Origin of the sequence: Streptomyces sp. NPDC004542 (assembly GCF_040610035.1) — a bacterium.
Lineage (GTDB): Bacteria > Actinomycetota > Actinomycetes > Streptomycetales > Streptomycetaceae > Streptomyces.
The window spans coordinates 32,655-47,463 of record NZ_JBEXLP010000009.1 but is presented as its reverse complement, the minus strand read 5'-3'; the positions used below and the strand labels follow the sequence as shown (position 1 = coordinate 47,463).

At 73.3% G+C, this 14,809-nt stretch carries 12 protein-coding genes and 1 pseudogene; 4 read left to right on the top strand and 9 right to left on the bottom strand.

Annotation, left to right across the window (positions count from 1 at the left end):
• Positions 1-32 precede the first annotated feature (32 nt).
• The 4 genes from ABZX30_RS08065 to ABZX30_RS08050 form a co-directional block, all read right to left on the bottom strand.
• A complete protein-coding gene (locus ABZX30_RS08065; RefSeq protein WP_355930281.1) occupies positions 33-1,319 on the bottom strand; it encodes an aspartate aminotransferase family protein in 1,287 nt (428 codons plus the stop codon).
• Positions 1,316-2,158 (bottom strand): nitrilase-related carbon-nitrogen hydrolase, encoded by an 843-nt coding sequence (locus ABZX30_RS08060; RefSeq protein ID WP_355930279.1) that lies wholly within the window; start codon positions 2,156-2,158, stop codon positions 1,316-1,318. Before ABZX30_RS08060 ends, ABZX30_RS08065 begins: the two co-directional genes overlap by 4 nt.
• Positions 2,159-2,325: 167 nt before the next feature.
• Positions 2,326-4,011, bottom strand: coding sequence for a hypothetical protein (locus ABZX30_RS08055; protein WP_355930277.1), 1,686 nt, complete (start codon positions 4,009-4,011; stop codon positions 2,326-2,328).
• A gap of 104 nt (positions 4,012-4,115) precedes the next feature.
• Positions 4,116-4,382 (bottom strand): helix-turn-helix transcriptional regulator, encoded by a 267-nt coding sequence (locus ABZX30_RS08050; protein WP_355930274.1) that lies wholly within the window; start codon positions 4,380-4,382, stop codon positions 4,116-4,118.
• 32 nt (positions 4,383-4,414) lie between these two features.
• Here ABZX30_RS08050 and map point away from each other — a divergent pair, with 32 nt between their 5' ends.
• Positions 4,415-5,182, top strand: a complete 768-nt coding sequence (gene map, locus ABZX30_RS08045; protein ID WP_355930271.1) for a type I methionyl aminopeptidase — start codon at positions 4,415-4,417, stop codon at positions 5,180-5,182.
• A 123-nt stretch (positions 5,183-5,305) separates the two neighbouring features.
• A complete protein-coding gene (locus ABZX30_RS08040; RefSeq protein WP_355930269.1) occupies positions 5,306-7,861 on the top strand; it encodes an ATP-dependent Clp protease ATP-binding subunit in 2,556 nt (851 codons plus the stop codon).
• A 55-nt stretch (positions 7,862-7,916) separates the two neighbouring features.
• Here the strand turns inward: ABZX30_RS08040 and ggt are convergent, their stop codons facing one another.
• A complete protein-coding gene (ggt, locus tag ABZX30_RS08035) occupies positions 7,917-9,716 on the bottom strand; it encodes a gamma-glutamyltransferase (protein WP_355930266.1) in 1,800 nt (599 codons plus the stop codon).
• A 104-nt stretch (positions 9,717-9,820) separates the two neighbouring features.
• Here ggt and ABZX30_RS08030 point away from each other — a divergent pair, with 104 nt between their 5' ends.
• Together ABZX30_RS08030 and ABZX30_RS08025 are read left to right on the top strand one after the other, a co-directional pair.
• Positions 9,821-10,588 (top strand): hypothetical protein, encoded by a 768-nt coding sequence (locus tag ABZX30_RS08030; RefSeq protein WP_355930264.1) that lies wholly within the window; start codon positions 9,821-9,823, stop codon positions 10,586-10,588.
• A gap of 27 nt (positions 10,589-10,615) precedes the next feature.
• Positions 10,616-11,326 (top strand): annotated as a pseudogene (locus ABZX30_RS08025) (CocE/NonD family hydrolase C-terminal non-catalytic domain-containing protein); the annotation flags it as partial.
• Between the two features lie 136 nt (positions 11,327-11,462).
• Here ABZX30_RS08025 and ABZX30_RS08020 read toward each other — a convergent pair.
• From ABZX30_RS08020 to pcaC, 4 genes are all read right to left on the bottom strand, one after another.
• A complete protein-coding gene (locus ABZX30_RS08020) occupies positions 11,463-11,879 on the bottom strand; it encodes a DUF6278 family protein (RefSeq protein ID WP_355930261.1) in 417 nt (138 codons plus the stop codon).
• Between the two features lie 89 nt (positions 11,880-11,968).
• Positions 11,969-12,748, bottom strand: coding sequence for an exodeoxyribonuclease III (locus ABZX30_RS08015; protein WP_355930259.1), 780 nt, complete (start codon positions 12,746-12,748; stop codon positions 11,969-11,971).
• A gap of 56 nt (positions 12,749-12,804) precedes the next feature.
• A complete protein-coding gene (locus ABZX30_RS08010; RefSeq protein WP_355930256.1) occupies positions 12,805-13,440 on the bottom strand; it encodes an MBL fold metallo-hydrolase in 636 nt (211 codons plus the stop codon).
• Between the two features lie 38 nt (positions 13,441-13,478).
• Positions 13,479-14,774 carry a 4-carboxymuconolactone decarboxylase gene (gene pcaC, locus ABZX30_RS08005; protein ID WP_355930254.1) on the bottom strand — a complete coding sequence of 432 codons (1,296 nt, stop codon included), beginning with the start codon at positions 14,772-14,774 and terminating at the stop codon, positions 13,479-13,481.
• Between the last annotated feature and the right edge of the window lie 35 nt (positions 14,775-14,809).

The window sequence follows — 14,809 nt, the reverse complement described above, 5'->3', positions numbered from 1 at the left end:
CTCATGTGCTGCCCGGGGCAGCCCGGCCGGTGCTACCAGATGCTCCGCAGAGCGCGTTCCAGGATCGCGGCGCCCTCCTCGGCCTCCGCGACGGTCAGGGACAGCGGTGGTGCGATGCGCAGGGCGCTGGTGTCGTGGCCGCCGCCCTTGCCGAGGAGCAGTCCGTCCGCGCGGGCCGCCTCCAGCACCGCGGCGGCCGCCTGCGGATCGGCCCGGTCGGTGCCGGGCTTGGCCAGTTCGACGCCGATCATCAGTCCGCGTCCGCGCACCTCCCGTACGCCGGGCAGCTCCGCGGTGACGGCCCGCAGCCGCTCGATGAGCAGCCCGCCCACCCGCCGGGCGTTGCCCTGGAGGTCGTGCTCCAGCAGGTAGGTCAGGTTGGCCAGGCCCGCCGCCATGGTGATCTGGGTGCCGCCGAAGGTGGAGATGCTGGCCGCGTCCAGGCAGTTCATGATCTCCGCGCGGGCGACCACGCCGCCGATGGACATGCCGTTGCCGATGCCCTTGGCGAAGGTGATCATGTCCGGCGGTCCGCTGCCCGCGTGCGCCTGCCAGCCCCAGAAGTGGTCGCCGGTGCGGCCCCAGCCGGTCTGCACCTCGTCGGCGATCCACAGGATCCCCTGCTCGCGCAGGACATCGCGGAACGCGGCGTACAGGCCGTCGGGCGGCGAGGTGAAGCCGCCGACGCCCTGGACGGGCTCGGCGATCAGCGCGGCGGGCGCGCGGGTGTGGCCGAGGAGGTCCCTGAGGTCCTCGACGCAGGCGGCGATGAACTCCTCGTCGCCCAGCCGGGCGTACGGGCCGCGGGTGCGCACTCCGCCGTGGACGTAGAGGGTCTGCAGCGGGGACAGGGAGGTCGGGGACCAGCCGCGGTTGCCGGTGATGCCGACCGCGCTGAAGGAGCGGCCGTGGTAGCTGTTGCGCATGGCCAGGACCGTGTTGCTGCGCCGGTAGGCGGTGGCGAGCAGCAGGGCGGTGTCGTTGGCCTCGGTGCCGGAGGTGGTGAAGAAGACCCGGGCGTCCGGGATGCCGGACAACTGGGCGATCCGTTCGGCGAGTTCGACCATCGGCCGGTTGAGGTAGAGGGTGGAGGAGTGGATGATCCGGCCGGCCTGCTCGCTCACCGCCTTCGTCACCTCGGGCAGCGCGTGCGCGGTCATCGTGGTGAGGATGCCACCGAAGAAGTCGAGGTAGCGCTTGCCGGCGGCGTCCCAGACGTACCGGCCCTCGCCGTGGGTGAGTTCGATCGGGTCCTCGTAGTAGAGGGCGAGCCAGTCGGGCAGGACGGCCCGGTGGCGGCCCAGCAGGTCCTTGGTCACGGCTGCACCAGCCCTTCGTAGGCGTCGGGGCGGCGGTCGCGGTAGAACGCCCACGTCTGCCGCACTTCTTCGATGAGTTCGAAGTCGAGGTCGCGGACGAGGAGTTCCTCTTTGGTGTCGTCGGCGGTCCCGCCGACGAACTGGCCGCGCGGGTCGACGAAGTAGCTCGTGCCGTAGAAGTCGTTGTCGCCGTACTCCTCGATGCCGACCCGGTTGATCGCGGCGACGAAGTACGCGTTGGCGACGGCCGCGGCGGGCTGCTCCAGCTGCCACAGGTGGGAGGACAGGCCGCGGTGGGTGGCGGACGGGTTGTAGACGAGCTGGGCGCCGTTCAGGCCGAGTTGCCGCCAGCCCTCCGGGAAGTGCCGGTCGTAGCAGATGTAGACGCCGACCTTGCCGACGGCGGTGTCGAAGACGGGCCAGCCGAGGTTGCCCGGTTTGAAGTAGTACTTCTCCCAGAAGCCCTTGACCTGCGGGATGTGGTGCTTGCGGTACTTGCCGAGGTAGCTTCCGTCGGCGTCGATCACGGCCGCGGTGTTGTAGTAGAAACCCGACTGCTCGATCTCGAACACCGGGGCGACGATCACCATGCCGGTCTCACGGGCCAGTTCCCGCATCCGGCTGACGGTCGGCCCGTCGGGCACCTGCTCGGCCCAGCGGTAGTGCTCCGGCTCCTGGACCTGGCAGAAGTAGGGGGCGTTGAAGACTTCCTGGAACCCGATGATCCTGGCGCCCTGCCGGGCGGCCTCGCGGGCGTGCTCCTCGTGTTTCGCCACCATGGACGCGGTGTCGCCGGTCCAGGTGGCCTGGACCAGTGCGGCGCGGACGACGTTCGCCATGAGCTGCTCCTTCGACGGGACGTTCATCCCTCTACGCCCGTAGAAGCGAGGGCGTAGAGGGACGAACGTAAGCCTCCCGGGCGGCCTTGCCAAGACCATCGCCGTCAACCCGCTGGGTCGATCGTGTTTCGCACTCCAGTGGGCGATCGGGGGGCGCGGTACGGCGGTCAGACGGTGAATCCGGCGACGCGGACGGCGTGCAGCAGGTCCCAGTGACACTCCTGGGAGACGGCCTGCGCGGCCCGGAGCAGCAGCGGCACCAGACGCCGGGGGTCGGCGGCGACGCTGCGCGCGGCCTCCTCGGGGGTGCGCACCCGGACGTAGGCGTCCAGCAGGATCCGCACCTCGCGGCTTCGGCCCCGCCCGTCCAGCGCCAGCACCGCCTCGCCGATCTCGGCGGCGGGGCGGGCCACGCCCTGCCGCAGGATCTGCTGCCCGTCCGCGGAGTGTCCCGCCGCGTCCAGGGCGTCGGCCGCGGCCACCAGCCGGTCGGCGGGCAGCGAGGCGGCCTCCCACAGCAGGGTCGCCCAGTCCGCGCCGAGCCCGGCGCGCCGGAACTCGGCCGCGAGCGGCGGGAAGCGGGTGGCGGGCCAGTGCGCGACCTCGGCCAGCAGGGCGTGCGCCTCGCCGCTGCGGCCCTGAGCCCGCAGCCGTACGAGCCGCTCGACGGCGCCGGCGACGGCCCGTGCCGCGTCCGCCTCCGACTCCGCCTCCCTGTCCGCTTCCGTGTCCGCCGGCTCGGGACCCGGCTCCGGCCGGGGCACCTCCTGCGCGGCCCCGGCGAACCGGGCACCACGCGGGGTGCGCCGGGCCGCGGGTGCCGGCCCGGCGGCGGGCGGCGGCACCGGGGCCTGTACCGGGGCCGCCTGCGGTACGACGGCCGGCGCGGCCTCGTCCTCGGCCATCCCGGCGAAGCGGGCACTGCCCCGGCGGCGCTTGCGCTGCTTGGGGGTGGCCTCGGAGGCGGTCCCCGGGGTTTCGCGGGACGGCCCGGCGGCGGGGGCCGGTTCGGGCGCGGGAGGCTGCTCGGGCGCGGGAGGCTCTTCGGGCGCGGGAGGCTCTTCGGGCGCGGGAGGCTCTTCGGGCGCGGGGGATGCGAGCGGGTCCGGGACGGCCTCGGCGGGGGCGGGCGGGGCGGGGTACTGCCCGCCGGAGGCAGGTGCCGGGCCGGGGCGGCGCAGGGCGTGGAAGGCGGACAGGCGCCCGGTGCGGACGGAGGCGGGGACCGCGGCTGCCGGGGTGCCGTCCGGGAGGCGGGGCGTTCGGGGGCGCAGACGGTACTCGCGGACGAAGTCCGCGCCGGCGTCCCCCGTTCCGGCCGGGGCCGTCTCGTCGCCGCGTGCCGCGCGCCGGTCCAGGCCGGCCACGCGGGACCGGAGTTCCGCGCACCGCGCGGTGGCACGTTCGTGGTCGTCGCGGGCCCAGGCGAGGTCGAGGCGCAGGGCGTCGGCCTCCCCCGGCGTGGTGGCCGCGGCGAGCAGCCGGCCCAGTTCGGCCTGCCGTTCGGCGGCGTACCTCCGCTCGCGCAGCATCGCGTCCAGCCGGTCGCCCAGTTCCGCCCGGGCGCCCGGCCGCAGGTCGTATGCGGCGAGGGCGGCCGCGTGCAGGAGCCGGGCCCGTTCCTCCTCGGCCCGCGCGGCCGGGGCCCCGTACGTCACCGCGAGGTCCCGCAGGAGCGCGTCCACCACGTCCCACGGCGGCACCTCACGTCCGTCGAGGCAGGCCCGCATGCCCTCGGGGTCACGCCGCCAGAACACCCCGCACCAGCCGCCGCCCTGATCCAGGCGCGCCAGCAGACCGTCCAGGTAGTTCGCGAACTCCCGCAGCTGCCCGGGGAGTTGATCCACAGTCATCGCCCGACTCCCGCTCGACCGGAGCACTCCGGTTCCGTAGGCAACACCAGGCGTGTTACGGCACTGCTACACCGGTTTTTCCGGAAAGGGGCACGAGTGATCCATTACGGGATCTTGACCGACACCCCGGCGAGCTCGCACCGCTCGGCCAGCGCGTCCATGGACAGCCCGAGCGCCCGGGCCAGCGCGGCCACCGTGAAGAACGCCGGGGTCGGGGCGCGGCCCGTCTCGATCTTGCGGAGGGTCTCGGCCGAGATGCCCGCCTCGGCGGCGACGTCCGTCATGCTCCGCGCGCCGCGGGCGTCACGCAGCAGGCAGCCGAGGCGCTCGCCGCGTTCGCGTTCTTCGGGGGTCAGGGGGGTGCGCACCATGCCGTCATTGTAATACCGGTATAGTAATTGGCATGGTGGAACTGAAGACGGACACGTCGATCGAAGCGATGCACGCGGCGGGCCAGGTCGTGGGGCGGGCCCTGACGGCCGTGCGGGAGGCCGCGGCCGTCGGCGTCACCCTGCTGGAACTGGACGAGGTGGCCCGGGAGGTACTGCGCGAGGCGGGTGCCTCCTCGCCGTTCCTCGGCTACCGCCCCTCCTTCGCCCCGACCCCGTTCCCCGCGGTGATCTGCGCCTCGGTCAACGACGCGATCGTGCACGGCATCCCGACCCGCTACCGCCTGCGCGACGGCGACCTGGTCTCCATCGACTGCGGCGCGGAACTGGACGGCTGGGCCGGTGACTCGGCGATCAGCTTCACCGTGGGCCGGGCCCGCCCGGCCGACGTACGGCTGATCGAGACGGCCGAGCGGGCCCTGTCGGCGGGCATCGGGGCGGCGGTCGTCGGCAACCGCATCGGCGACATCGCCCACGCCATCGGCACGGTGTGCCGGGCCGGCGGGTACGGCATCATGGACGACTTCGGCGGCCACGGCATCGGCCGCCGCATGCACGAGGACCCGCCGGTACCGAACGAGGGCCGCCCCGGCCGGGGCCTGGCCCTGCGTCACGGCATGGTCCTGGCGATCGAACCGATGCTGATCGCCGGCGGACGGAACGACTACCACGCGGCCCCCGACGGCTGGACGCTGTGCACGAACGACGGCTCCCGGGCCGCCCACGTGGAACACACGGTGGCGATCACGGAGGCGGGCCCGCGGGTTCTCACGGAGCGGTAGCGGCCCCGCCCCGCCGCAGGGATCAGAACGTGCCGCCGGAATCGATACGTGCCATCGTGGCATGAGCGCACCCCGTCCCGGTCACCCGGCGGGGGCCACCCGTCAGCGAAGGAAACGGAAACGATGACCAGCGGCTTCATCGGACCGGAGGGCGACCCCTTCGGCGAATTCCTCGCCCGCTTCTTCGGCGGAGCCGGCCCCAGCCCCGGCCCCCGCCAGATCGACATCGGCCGTCTGCTGAGCCAGCCGGCCCGGGAACTGGTCAGAGGTGCCGCCCAGTACGCCGCCGAGCACGGCAGCCGGGACCTGGACACGCAGCACCTGCTGCGCGCTGCGCTCGCCGCCGAACCCACCCGGAGCCTGCTCAGCCGGGCCGGCGCCGACCCGGACGCGCTCGCGACGGAGATCGACGAGCGGTCCGGTCCGGCCCAGCACCCGCCGGGCGAGGCACCGCCGCCGACGACGCTGTCCCTGACGCCGGCGGCCAAGCGCGCCCTGCTGGACGCGCACGACCTGGCCCGCTCGCGCGGTGCCGGATACATCGGCCCGGAGCACGTGCTGAGCGCCCTGGCGGCGAACCCGGACTCGGCCGCCGGGCACATCCTGCACGCGTCCCGCTTCGCGTCCTCCGGCCTTCCGTCCGAGTCGTCGGAGGGCGACCGGACGCGGACCGCCGAGCGGCAGCGGCCCACGTCGACGCCGACGCTGGACAAGTACGGCCGCGATCTGACCGACCTGGCCCGGCAGGGGCGCATCGACCCGGTGATCGGGCGGGACGACGAGATCGAGCAGACCATCGAGGTGCTCTCCCGGCGCGGCAAGAACAACCCGGTCCTGATCGGGGACGCGGGGGTCGGCAAGACCGCGATCGTGGAGGGCCTGGCCCAGCGGATCGCGGACGGGGACGTGCCCGACGGCCTCCTCGGGCGCCGGGTGGTCGCCCTGGACCTGACCGGGGTGGTCGCGGGCACCCGTTTCCGCGGCGACTTCGAGGAACGGCTGACCAACATCGTCGGCGAGATCCGCGCCCACTCCGACCGCCTGATCGTCTTCATCGACGAACTGCACACCGTCGTCGGCGCGGGCGCCGGCGGCGAGGGCGGGGCGATGGACGCGGCCAACATCCTCAAGCCGGCGCTGGCCCGCGGCGAGCTGCACATCGTCGGCGCGACCACGCTGGAGGAGTTCCGGCGGATCGAGAAGGACGCCGCGCTGGCCCGCCGCTTCCAGCCGATCCTGGTGCCCGAGCCGACCGTCGCGGACGCCCTGGAGATCCTGCGCGGGCTGCGCGACCGCTACGAGGCCCACCACCAGGTCCGCTACTCCGACGAGGCGCTGGTGGCCGCCGTGGAGCTGTCCGACCGCTATCTCGCCGACCGCCGGCTGCCGGACAAGGCGATCGACCTGATCGATCAGGCCGGGGCGCGGGTGCGGCTCGGTGCCCGGACCAAGGGCACGGACGTGCGCGCCATGGAGCGCGAGGCCGAGCAGCTGACCCGGGACAAGGACCAGGCGGTCGCGGACGAGCAGTACGAGCTGGCGACCCAGCTCAGGGACCGCATCACCGAGCTGAAGCGGCGCATCGCGGAGAGCACCGGCGGGGACCGGGCCGACGAGGGCCAGGACCTGGAGGTGACGGCCGAGGCCGTCGCCGAGGTGGTGTCCCGGCAGACCGGCATCCCGGTCAGCCGCCTCACACAGGAGGAGAAGGAGCGGCTGCTGGGCCTGGAGCGGCATCTGCACCAGCGGGTGGTCGGCCAGGACGAGGCGGTCGCAGTCGTCGCCGAGGCGGTGATGCGCTCGCGGGCCGGCCTGGCGAGCCCCGACCGGCCGATCGGCAGCTTCCTGTTCCTGGGCCCGACCGGTGTCGGCAAGACCGAGCTGGCCCGGGCGCTGGCGGAGGCGCTGTTCGGCAGCGAGGACCGGATGGTCCGCCTCGACATGAGCGAGTACCAGGAGCGGCACACCGTCTCCCGGCTGGTCGGCGCCCCGCCCGGGTACGTCGGCCACGAGGAGGCCGGCCAGCTCACCGAGGTGGTGCGCAGGCACCCGTACTCGCTGCTGCTCCTGGACGAGGTGGAGAAGGCGCACCCGGACGTCTTCAACATCCTGCTGCAGGTGCTCGACGACGGGCGGCTGACCGACTCGCAGGGCCGCACCGTCGACTTCACCAACACCGTCATCGTGATGACCAGCAACCTCGGCTCCGAGGCGATCACCCGGCGCGGCGCCGGCATCGGGTTCGGCGCGGGCGGCAGCGAGGCCGAGGAGGAGGCGCGGCGGGAGCAGATCCTCAGGCCGCTGCGCGAGCACTTCAGGCCGGAGTTCCTCAACCGCATCGACGAGATCGTCGTCTTCCGCCAGCTCACCGCCGACCAGTTGCGGCGGATCACCGACCTGCTGCTGGAGCGGACCCGCCGGATGCTGCACGCGCAGGGCGTCACGGTGGAGTTCACCGGCCCGGCCGTGACCTGGCTCGCCGAGCGGGGCTACCAGCCCGAGTACGGTGCCCGGCCGCTGCGCCGCACCATCCAGCGCGAGGTGGACAACCGGTTCTCCCGGCTGCTGCTCGACGGCAGGATCGGGGAGGGCAGCCGGGTGACGGTGGACGTGACGGACGGACAGCTGGCGTTCCGCACCGAGGACGGTGCCGGCGAGCCGCCCGCACCGCACGCGTGAGCCGGCGGGCCGGGCGCCCGCGGGGTGTTCGCCCGCGGGCCGGGCGGCCCGGCGCTCAGGGCGCCGGGTCCACCACCATCGCCGAGCCGCCTCCGCGCCGTACCTTCTCGGCGGCGGCCAGCCATTCGCCGTTGCCCAGCCGCTGCACGCCGGTCGCCGCGCCGATCTCGGGGTTGAGCGAGAAGGAGTGCCCGATGGCTTCCAGCTTGGCCCGCGTCTGACTGTCGTAGAGGGCGGGTTCGAGTTCGGTCCTGGCCGCGTTGCGCTGGCTGGCGCGGGGTGCGGCGATGGCGTCGGCCAGGGACAGGCGCCGGTCGAGGAACCCGGTCAGGGTCTGCAGCACGGTGGTGATGATGGTCGCGCCGCCCGGCGATCCCAGCGCCACCACCGGCCTGTCGTGCCGGTCGAGCACGATGGTCGGCGAGATCGACGAGCGCGGCCGCTTGCCGGGGCCCGGCAGGTTCGGGTCGTGCACCGCCGGGTTGGCCGGGGTGAAGGAGAAGTCGGTCAGCTCGTTGTTGAGCAGGAACCCGCGGCCGGGCACGGTCATGGCGCTGCCGCCGGTCTGCTCGATGGTGAGCGTGTAGGAGACGACGTCGCCCCACTTGTCGGCGACCGTGAGATGGGTGGTGTTCTCGCCCTCGTACGTCGTCGCGGCGGCCGTGCCGCCGGTGCCGCAGGCCGCGGGGTGGCGCGGGTCGCCGGGGGCGACCGGGCTGGTGAGGACCGCGTCGTCCTGGATCAGGCAGGCGCGGGAGTCGGCGTACTTCTGCGCGAGCAGCTGCCTGGTCGGCACGTCCTCGAAGGCGGGGTCGCCGACCCAGCGGCCGCGGTCGGCGAACGCGATGCGGCTCGCCTCGATGAAGTGGTGCAGGTACTGGACCTCACCGGCCTTGGAGAGGTCGGTGTTCTCCAGGATGTTGAGGGCCTCGCCGACCGTGGTGCCGCCCGAGGAGGAGGGGGCGATGGAGTACACCTTCAGTCCGCGGTACGAGGTCTTCGTGGGCGCCTGGAGCCCCGCGCGGTAGGCGGCGAGGTCCTTGGCGGACAGCTTTCCGGGGCGGGCCTTCCAGCCGGAACCGGGGTCGACCGGCGGGTTGTCGACGGTGGAGACGATGTCCTTGCCCAGGTCGCCGCGGTAGACGGCGCCGACGCCCTTGCGCGCCAGCTCCGCGTAGGTGCGGGCGAGGTCGGGGTTCTTGAAGGTGGAGCCGACCACGGGGAGCTGCCCGTTCGGCAGGAACAGCTTCGCGGTGTCCGGGAAGGAGCGGAAGCGGGTCTCGTTGGCCGCCGTCTGGGCGCGGAAGGTGTCGTCGACGGTGAAGCCGTCACGGGCGATCCGCTCGGCGGGCCTGAGGACCGTGCCGAGTTTTCTGCTGCCCCATGCGTCCAGCGCGGTCTGCCAGGTGGCGGGCGTGCCGGGCGTGCCGACGCTCAGGCCGCTGCTGACGGCGTCGGCGAAGGCGAGGGGCTTGCCGTTCTCCGTGAAGAGGTCGGGGCCGGCGGTCAGCGGCGCGGTCTCCCGGCCGTCGATCGTATGCACCGTACGGGACTTGGCGTCGTAGTAGACGAAGTAACCGCCTCCGCCGATGCCGGAGGAGTAGGGCTCGGTGACGCCGAGCGCGGCGGCCGTGGCGACGGCGGCGTCCACGGCGTTGCCGCCCTTCCTCAGCACCTCGATGCCGGCGGCGGAGGCGTCGGCGTCGACACTGGCGACGGCACCGCCGTATCCGACGGCGACCGGCACCTTCCCGGGAACGGTGCCGGCGGCGGAGGGTGGCGCTGCCGCCCCCACCGACACCACGACGGCCGAGACCGCCAGGACCGAGAGTTTCCGTGCGACAGGGCGACGCATCCGCACCTCCAGCCAGAGACCGTCCGGGCAGCTTAGTGCATCGTCATGATCACGTCAGGAATGCGTCGAACACGGGTACGCCGCAACCGCTAGCATGCGCGGGCATGAACGACGACGTGCGCAACATCGTACTGGGCGTGGTGGCGGCCGGCATCAGCGCCGGGCTGGGCTGGATCGCCCGTACCTATCTGTGGAAGCGGAAACTCCGGCGCAAGCAGGCGTTCTTCGGGCTGCCGGAGAACGCGGAGTCACTGCTCGTCGTCAACCGCGACCCGGCCACGTCCGAGCCGGCGGTCCACCGCTTCGATGTGTTCGCGCTCCTGGAACTGGCCGCGCTGATCAAGGACTGCGGCGCGCATCTGCAGGTGGTGACCCAGGACACCGTCCAGCAGGGCTTCGGCGAACGCACGGAGTTCTGCGTGGGCGGACCCGGGTCGAACCGGCGCATGCTGGCCCACATGTCGGCGATGCTGCCCGGACTGCGCGTCAACGTGGACCCGGAGCCGGGCCCGGACCGCGGCGCCTTCCAGATCGGCGCCGAGCGGTACCGCATGGATCCCGGCGTCACGGAGTACGTCCTGCTGGCCCGGCTCACCGCGGGCGAACGGCGCGAGGCGCGGCCGGTGTTCCTGTTCTGCGGGCAGCGGGCGATCACCAACCAGGCGGCGACCCGGTACCTCGCCCGCAACCACGAACGGCTGGCCCGCAAACACGGCGACAACTCCTTCGTGCTGCTGCTGAAGGTCGTCAACTCGCAGGCGTACGGGCCCGACGTGGTGGAACTGGTCGCGGACGTGACGCGGGCGGCACAGGCGCCGCCGCCGGCCGCCGAGGAGCCCGCTCCCCCACGCACCTCACACCGTGCCTCCTGAACTCGTTCACACCACAACAATCGTTACTCGCACGAGCCGACAGGCCTGTTCGGGCGGCCCGACGAGGTGCGGACCGACACCGGGCGCTGGTTCGACCACTGTCTCAAGGGCACGGACAACGGCATCGACCGCGAGCAGCCGGTCCGGCTCAAGTCCCGTTCCACGGGCGGCTACGAGGGCTACCCGGACTGGAAATCGGCCGCCGCCACCCGCCGGAAGATCGCCCTCACGGGTTCCACCACCGTCCACACGAACGTCGACTCGGGCGCGGACGGCGGGACCGTCCTGCTGTCCGGCATCCTCGACCAGGTGGCCCGGGTGCCGCCCGTCGCGCCGGTCACGCTGCTCCCGCGCCGCTGGGCCGCGGTGTGGCAGTCGGAGAAGTACGCCTCGGCCCAACAGGTGCGCGGCACCGCTCACCTGCACACCACGCTGACCCCGAGCGCCGGGAGCGGCACCCTCGTCGCCTACCTGTACGACGTGGGGCCGCTGGGCCTCGGCAAGCTGGTCACCCACGCCCCGTACACCTGGCACGGACGGACGCCCGGCCGGTCGTCGGCCGTGGACCTGGATCTGTTCTCCACCGCCTACGACGTGCCGGCCGGGCGCCGTCTCGTCCTGGTCGTGGACACGGTCGACCCGCTCTCCATCGAGCACAACCCGCCCGGCGCGCAGCTGACCTTCTCCTCACCGGCGGACGACCCGTCATACGTGTCCGTGCCGCTGCGCGAGCAGTGATCGCCGGCTGCCGCCGGCCGGGTCTGGCTCGGTGAACCGCCACCCCACGAAGGGCACATCCTATGCGACGACCACCGGCCGGTCAGCCGACCGGGGTCGCCGCCCGGTGACCTGGGGCTCGACCGGCGGGCCGCTCCTACGACTCGGCGACCTCGGCGTAGAGCTGCGAGAGTTCCGGCACGCCGTTCGCGGCCCACTCGTGGCCGGACGCGACGACGTCGAACTCACGGCCGGACGCCAGCAGTACGACCGGCCCGGCGGGCCGGAGGTCCCACACCGCGCCGGGGACGGTACGCACGATCACCGTCCCCAGGTAGAAACCGGCGTCGTTGCCCAGCCAGGGCAGGATCTCCTCGTCGTCGCGCCAGCGCGGCAGCACCTGGTCGAGTGCCTCCAACGAGCTCGGGGAGTCGTCCAGCCGGACCCCCGCCTGCTCCGCCTGGGAGCGCAGCAGCTCGCACTCGGAGAGGAGGTCGGCGACGCCCTCGGGATCGGTGGGGAGCACCGCCTTCCCGGTCTTGGGGTGCCGGTGGCCCAGGAAAGGGATGTTCATACGCCCAGCGTCGCATTCGCACGGCCGTGCACACCACAGCCCGGCCGCTGGTGTCGTGCCCTCTGTGCGTCCGGCACGTCCCGCGCGTGCTACACGTCCAGGTCGACCACGACGGGCGCGTGGTCGGAGGCGCCCTTGCCCTTGCGTTCCTCACGGTCCACATAGGCGTCCTTGACCGCCTTCGCGAACGGTGCGTTGCCGTAGACCAGGTCGATGCGCATACCGCGGTTCTTGGGGAAGCAGAGCTGGCGGTAGTCCCAGTACGTGAAGGGGTGGTCGTACTTCAGCGGGCGCGGGACGACGTCGGACAGACCCGCCTCGCGCAGGGACGCCAGGGCGGCGCGCTCGGCGGGGGTGACGTGGGTACTGCCCTCGAAGGCGGCCCGGTCGTAGACGTCGTCGTCGGTCGGCGCCACGTTGTAGTCGCCCAGCACCGCGAACGGGCGGCCGCCGCCCGCGTCGCCGGCGACGGCGGCCCTGAGAGCCTCGAACCACTGGAGCTTGTACGCGTAGTGCGGGTGGTCCACCTCGCGGCCGTTGGGCACGTACACCGACCAGACGCGGACCGGGCCGCAGGTCGCGGAGATCGCCCGGGGCTCCACCGCGCCGTCGTAGCCGGGGTCGCCCGGCAGTCCCTTGACGACGTCCGCGAGGCCGACGCGGGAGAGCACCGCCACGCCGTTCCACCGGCCCGTGGCGTGCACCGCCGCCTCGTATCCCAGCTCGCGCAACTGGCCGAACGGGAACTGCTCCTCGGCGATCTTGGCCTCCTGGAGGCAGAGCACGTCGGTGCCGCTGCTCTCCAGCCAGGCCAGCAGCCTCGGGAGGCGGGCGGTGATCGAGTTCACGTTCCAGGTCGCGATGCGCATGTCCCCCAACCTACCCGGCGGGTCCGACAACGCGGCCCGCCCGCCTCCCGGGCCGCTCAGACCTGAGCGGACGCCCCCGGCGCCAGCCGCAGGTGCTCGGTGCCGCCGAGGGCGCCGATCTGGCGGTCGTAGATCGGGCGGGCGAGGTCGGTGAGCAGGGCGTCGTGGACGTCGTAGGCACGCTGCGGGCGCACCTCTCGGACGTAGTCGATGACCTCGGAGATCTTGTTCCAGGGGGCCATGACCGGCAGCATCAGGGTCTCGACCGGCAGACCGGGCACGGTGAGGGCGTCGCCGGGGTGGAAGACCCGGCCGCCGTCGACGAGGTAGCCGACGTTGGTGATGCGCGGGATGTCCGGGTGGATCACCGCGTGCAGTTCGCCGTGGACCTGCACGTCGAAGCCCGCGGCGGTGAAGGTGTCACCGTGGCCGACGGTGTGCACCCGGCCGGGGAAGGCCGCGGAGAGCTGGTCGGCGACCGACTTCAGGGTCCAGATCCCGGCGGCGGGGTTCGCTTGCAGAGCGGCCCGCAGCCGGCCCTCGTCGAAGTGGTCCGGATGCTCGTGGGTGACCAGGACGGCGTCCGCGCCGACGGCGGCGTCCTGCTCGCTGAAACCGCCGGGATCGATGACGAGCGTCCGCCCGTCCTTCTCGAGCCGGACGCAGGCGTGGGACATCTTCGTGAGCTTCATGGCTCCCATCCTCCCTCCCGGGCGCCGCCCGGACCGGCTCAGCCCTCGGGGGTGGTCTCCTCCCGGATGACCTGCTGGGCCACCCGGAAGGCGCTGTTCGCCGCCGGTACGCCGCAGTAGACGGCCGCCTGCAGCAGCACCTCCTTGATCTCGCCGGGAGTCAGTCCGTTGCGCAGGGCCGCCCGGGTGTGGGAGGCCAGGTCCTCCAGGTGACCGCCGGCGACCAGCGCGGTGAGCGTGACGCAGCTGCGGGTACGGCGGTCGAGGCCGGGGCGGTCCCAGATCTCGCCCCAGGCGTAGCGGGTGACGAGCTCCTGGAAGTCGCCGGAGAAGTCGTCGGCCTGGGCGAGCGCGCGGTCCACGTGCGCGTCGCCGAGGACCTCCCGGCGTACCTTCAGACCCGCGTCGTAGGGGTCGGGCCGGGCGGGGAGCTGCTGCGGTACGGCGGCCGGCGCGATCTCGGCGACGGGGGCGGCCTGCGGCGGCGCGGCGGGGGCCGGCTGGAGGGGGGCCGCCGGGACGGCCGTCTGACCGGTGGCGGGCTCGTGGGCGGGCTGCCAGGCGGTGGAGAAGTGCCGGACCAGCAGGTCGGTGACGGCCGCGGGCTGCTCGACGGGGACCAGGTGGGAGGCTCCGGGGACGACCGCGAGGCGGGCGTCCGGGATGCCGGCGACCAGGGTGCGGGCCTCGGCGGGGCCGGTGACCTGGTCGTCGGAGCCGACCAGGACGAGGGTCGGCACGCCGACGCGGCCCAGCTCGCCCCGCACGTCGAACCCCGCGAGGGCCTCGCAGGCGGCGATGTAGCAGCCGGGGTCGGTGGTGCGGACCATCTGCACGGCCCACTCGGTGATCGCCGGCTGGGCGGCGGCGAACCCGCCGGTGAACCAGCGGTCGGGCGAGGTACGGGCGATCGGGTCCAATCCGTTGGTCCGTACGATCACCCCGCGCTGCCGGAACTCGTCGGCCGTGCCGAACCGCGGCGAGGCGGCGACCAGCGCGAGGGAGGCCAGCCGCTCCGGATGGCGCAGCGCCAGCTCGATGCCGACCGCGCCGCCGAGGGCGCAGCCCGCGTAGCCGAAGCGGTGCACGCCGAGCCCGTCCAGCGTGACCAGCAGCCGCGCGGTCAGCTCGGCGACGGACCCGGCGGGGTACGAGGGGGCGCCGCCGTGCCCGGGCAGGTCGTACCGGAAGATCCGCCACTGTCGGACCAGCTCGGGGACCTGCCGGTCCCACATGTGCCAGGTGGTGCCCAGTGAGGGACCCAGGATCAGGACAGGTGCGTCTTCTGGCCCGTCGAAGCGGTATTGCAGGGTGTTCGGTGGTGTCTCGCTCACCCGTCAGACCCTCTCATCCCGCACGGCCGCCCCTG

What these genes read in the sequence shown, in the direction of transcription:
- ABZX30_RS08060 (WP_355930279.1), bottom strand. Translation starts at nt 2,158, where the DNA reads ATGGCGAACGTCGTCCGCGCCGCACTGGTCCAGGCCACCTGGACCGGC.
- ABZX30_RS08055 (WP_355930277.1), bottom strand. Translation starts at nt 4,011, where the DNA reads ATGACTGTGGATCAACTCCCCGGGCAGCTGCGGGAGTTCGCGAACTAC.
- ABZX30_RS08050 (WP_355930274.1), bottom strand. Translation starts at nt 4,382, where the DNA reads ATGGTGCGCACCCCCCTGACCCCCGAAGAACGCGAACGCGGCGAGCGC.
- map (WP_355930271.1), top strand. Translation starts at nt 4,415, where the DNA reads ATGGTGGAACTGAAGACGGACACGTCGATCGAAGCGATGCACGCGGCG.
- ABZX30_RS08040 (WP_355930269.1), top strand. Translation starts at nt 5,306, where the DNA reads ATGACCAGCGGCTTCATCGGACCGGAGGGCGACCCCTTCGGCGAATTC.
- ggt (WP_355930266.1), bottom strand. Translation starts at nt 9,716, where the DNA reads ATGCGTCGCCCTGTCGCACGGAAACTCTCGGTCCTGGCGGTCTCGGCC.
- ABZX30_RS08030 (WP_355930264.1), top strand. Translation starts at nt 9,821, where the DNA reads ATGAACGACGACGTGCGCAACATCGTACTGGGCGTGGTGGCGGCCGGC.
- ABZX30_RS08020 (WP_355930261.1), bottom strand. Translation starts at nt 11,879, where the DNA reads ATGAACATCCCTTTCCTGGGCCACCGGCACCCCAAGACCGGGAAGGCG.
- ABZX30_RS08015 (WP_355930259.1), bottom strand. Translation starts at nt 12,748, where the DNA reads ATGCGCATCGCGACCTGGAACGTGAACTCGATCACCGCCCGCCTCCCG.
- ABZX30_RS08010 (WP_355930256.1), bottom strand. Translation starts at nt 13,440, where the DNA reads ATGAAGCTCACGAAGATGTCCCACGCCTGCGTCCGGCTCGAGAAGGAC.